This window comes from Psychrobium sp. 1_MG-2023 (assembly GCF_030689115.1).
In the GTDB taxonomy this organism is placed as follows: domain Bacteria; phylum Pseudomonadota; class Gammaproteobacteria; order Enterobacterales; family Psychrobiaceae; genus Psychrobium.
On the sequence record NZ_JAUYVJ010000061.1, the window covers coordinates 1 to 4,434 of the forward strand.

Consider the following 4,434-nt stretch of genomic DNA (forward strand, 5'->3'; position numbering starts at 1 on the left):
CGACTTTAGCTCAGCTGGTAGAGCGCGACCTTGCCAAGGTCGAGGTCACGAGTTCGAACCTCGTAAGTCGCTCCAAAATTCTTCTTGAAATATCTTTATCTATAATCCTCTTACTTAAGAATTAACCATCGGCTCATGTCTAAATACAACTTTGTCACGCCCCGAATTTTTCGCTAAATATAATGACTGATCAGCATCATTGACTAAGTCTGACATCAACTCAAACAAGTTATCGTGCCACTCACTTACCCCAATACTCACAGTAACAGGGACCGTGATGCCATTAACTACCGGGTTAAGAGCTTTTATTTTTTTCCTTAAACGCTCAGCTATCTGCAGTGCATGTTGCGCGTTGGTATTTGGCATTATCACAACAAATTCTTCACCGCCAATTCTGGCTACCGTATCACTCCCTCTGGCAGCACTTTTACAAGCCTGATAAAAGCGAATTAGCACTTCATCGCCCACAAGGTGTCCATAGCTATCGTTGATTTGTTTAAAGTGGTCAATATCTAGCATCATAATTGAAAGCGGAGCCTTCACTGCTTGCATTGATATGATGGCATTTTGCAAGGCCGTATCAAAGTGATGACGATTTACAGCACCAGTCAGAGCATCCGTTTCTGCTAATGACCTAAAGTGCTTTGTTTCTGAATGGCTTTGTTCTAACAATTCTTGTTGTTGCTCAACCATCGCTCGCATGACATCGACTTGCAGTAACTTGCGTCTTAGTTTTTCATAAGCGCGGTATATATTTCCAATTTCATCTTGTTCATTAAATTGATGCAACCGAACACCTCTATCTCCTGAGGACACTTTATTTAACGCACTAGTTACTTGCCGAATCGGAAAAATAATACTGTGATTTAATACCACGACAAAACAAATACTCAAAACAACAATGAGTGCCACCGCTATAATGATCTGTTCACTACCTTGATGAAGGCTAGTAATCTTAGCCTTGGCTTTTTCATCTAGCGATAAAATAAGCTGATCGGTAAATAGTTTTAATTGATCCATTTCTTGTGACATCACCACAAACCAATGATCACCTTGCACCTCTTTTGGCAATACACTTAAAGCAATCATCTCTTTTCTGATTTTTTTCTCTATCGTTAGTGGCAAACAGAATTGAGCACACACTTGCTTTTGTTGGTTCGTTGCAAAGTTATCAAAGGTCCGTAGAGCATTGCGCTGCATACCAATGAGTAGACTGATCTCACGGCTATCATCCAAGCGCCCCTGACCTGTCTCAATGATTCTGACCCCTTCTGCTCGAATCTGACCTAAATACTCTTTATAAAGTAGCATCGAGTTAATCGTTGAAATACTACTCATTAGCTCATGATCAACATCCAAATTAATCAAACGATCGGTTTTAGATAACAACATGTCAATCAATGTCGAATAAGCATTAAATATCTGCTCAAAGCTCACTTGATTACTGTCAAAGGCGAGTCGGTTTTTTTGCAAAGACTTTAGTTCAGTTTGAGCCTGTGGCAAGCCTTCCATGATAACCTGTTTAACTTGAGGCTCTACGGAGTGCTCTAAATGCTGCCAAAAAACGGCATTTAATTCGTCTGTTTTATTTCTGCGATCTGTGAGTGCGATGTTAAAACTTTTATAATTCGAGCTCATCAAGCCCGTCGTTAACCCCCGCTCAGCTTGTAATGAATGCGTCAGTGCATTGACATTAGCTAGTACGGTGCCCATACCAGACAACAACTGCATGTGTTGATAGTTTTGTACATTATTACCTAATAACACCATGCATAAGAAAGCCACACCAATAAAGGGAAAGAGAATAGAAATTAATACGCGATTAGATAAAGGAATACGATTAGCTAATTGGGATGAGAGACGCTGTAACAAGCTCTCATTAGCTTGCTCTTTTGCGCTTAGCTTTGTTTGATACACATGTTGGCTATAGTCTAAATCCTCAATTAAGATATGATTGACCAGCCAATGGTGAAGGAAATCAAGGATAACTTCTAATATTCCCTCTTCACACTCATCTTGCCAACGCTTTTTTAATTGCGCCAGCTGTTTGAAAAACGCTTGATGGGAATCACAATGTTCAGCGTAATGAGCATAGCCTATATCACTTAATAACCTCTCTTCACGTTCAAAGTGCTCTTGAACATATTGCTCCAACTGCTCAAAGGTCTCTTCGATATATTGTTGCTGTCCACTCTCCCCTACAGCATTAGACAATTCGGCCAATAATCTAATGATTTTTTTATGATCATTGTCGATGGAATCGACGCCCACACTCATGCCAGCATTCCATTCTAGCTTTATCATCAAACACATCCCTCATAAACGATGATTAAATATACCTACATAGTTCAAAAATTGAAATAATCAAAATTAAGCTCGTTGATATAAATCAAATCGAAACGCTTTACTTAAAGAAAAAGGGAAAGTCAATCACATTTATCAATCACTCCTTTCCCTTGCAATGAAATAAAAAGGACAATTTTCTTACCCTTTAGCTCTTAGGGCATTGTTGGATCTCACTTTTTAAACTAGCGTTTATTTTGTTTTTACAAATCACTATAACTCAGCTATATTCCGCAAACTGAGTATTTACTCTAATTCATCTGATAAGCGCTTAATAGACAACCCCTGCTAAGTCTTTATCAGATGAACCTCAAATCTGTCTAATGGTATCTATAATAATGATAAAAAGAATAACTCTTTCTTTAGTAGCACTCGCTGTTGCAAGTACTTTTACGGCCCCGACTCAAGCGGCTGGCTTCAAACTCTATGAGCAATCAACTAGTGCGATGGGCAATGCTTATGCTGGGCGAGGAGCTCAGATCAATGATGCGAGTGTAGGTTACTCAAATCCTGCGGCGTTCGTTAAACTTGACCAAGCACAGTATAGTGTTGGCCTCAATGTACTCAATCTAGATGGTGAGTTTAAAAATGCCAAAGCTACCAGTGCACCGGGCTTGCCGGTAACAGGAAAAGAAGCCGATACCTTATCAAGTATTTCAGCCATTCCACACTTTCATTATTACCAGCCGCTTAATAATAAACTGGGCTTTGGTTTATCTGTTGCTGTACCTTTTGCCACATCAAGTGAATATGAAGATGACTTTGTCGGTCGTTACTTTGCTAAGCAAACGGAATTTAAGGTTATTTCAGTACAACCAGCCATTAGTTACCTTGTTAATGACAAATTATCAATCGGTGCAGCAGTGGCAATTAACTACGCTAGCGGTACCTTAAGTAAATTTAAAGATCATAACGGCTTATGTGAGATTGGTTCAGGGATCAACGCCACCTATAGCCAACTAAGCCAAGGAACATTTAACGATGTTGCCCAATCCGCATATTGCGATAGTTTTTACGAAGTCTCTGGCGATGATTTAAAGTTAAGCTATACCTTAGGTTTGCATTATCAAGCCACTGATGCACTAGCGCTAGCATTAAGCTACCAGTCTGCCGTTGATTATACCCTTGAAGGTGACTCAACTATCAATAACACGCCAATCACAGGTGAGTTTGTCCCTTTTACTCCAAATCCTGAGCAATACTGGACTGCACCGACGATTCCAGGGATTGTCGATGGTTCTAAGATGCCAGTGGTTGATTTAACTACAGGTAAGTTAGCTGTTTCACCAGCAAAGTCGGAAGCGTCGACACTTGACCTTAATACACCAATGAGTGTGGCGTTAAGCGCTGATTATAAAGTTAACACCGAGTTATCAATACAGCTGGGAGCAATTTGGACTCAGTGGAGTAAATTTACTGACATTTCCGTATTATCAGCGGACTCAAAGCCAAGTATTAGCGCTAGCACTCAACAAGAGCAAAACCTTAATGCACCGGGACATATCGGCTACATTCCTGAATATTGGCAAGATGTATGGGCATACTCAGTTGGTGCAACTTATCAAGTAAACGATCAATGGCAAATTAAGGCTGGTATTGCAGAAGATAAGTCTCCAGTAAACGGTCAATATCGTAGTGCGCGTATTCCAGCCAATGACCGTACTTGGTTAACTGTTGGAGCGAATTACCAAAACAATGAAAGCTGGAATGTAGACTTCGCTGCAGGCTTGATGCACATGAAAGAAACAACTGTCATCGATGGTGAGTATAATGCGCAAGACGTGGCACTATATAACAGTATGTACCAAGCAGATTATAAGATTAACGCTTACGTTGTGTCGTTGCAGTTTAATTACTTCCTATAATCTGGCGTACGATTTAAACCCAGTTAGCGCTCCTGCCTGCGTCGTTCTGAAAATGTTGTATTCAGGCCTCGCTTTAGGGTTTAAACGAAAGATTCCGGCTAAAACAATGCCGGAACGACAACTTTTAGGGCTGACAACCTCGTCATATTATAGAAGAGTTAGCGCTCCTGCCTGCGTCGTTCTGAAAATGTTTTATTCAGGCCTCGCTTTAGGGTTTAAACGAGAG

The 4,434-nt window shown here is 40.4% G+C and carries 2 protein-coding genes; one reads left to right on the top strand and one right to left on the bottom strand.

Annotation, left to right across the window (positions count from 1 at the left end):
* Positions 1-114: 114 nt before the first annotated feature.
* On the bottom strand, positions 115-2,304 hold the full coding sequence (locus tag Q8W26_RS17670) for a bacteriohemerythrin (protein ID WP_305473869.1): 2,190 nt from the start codon (positions 2,302-2,304) through the stop codon (positions 115-117).
* A gap of 377 nt (positions 2,305-2,681) precedes the next feature.
* Here Q8W26_RS17670 and Q8W26_RS17675 point away from each other — a divergent pair, with 377 nt between their 5' ends.
* Positions 2,682-4,208, top strand: a complete 1,527-nt coding sequence (locus Q8W26_RS17675; protein ID WP_305473871.1) for an OmpP1/FadL family transporter — start codon at positions 2,682-2,684, stop codon at positions 4,206-4,208.
* Positions 4,209-4,434: the final 226 nt, after the last annotated feature.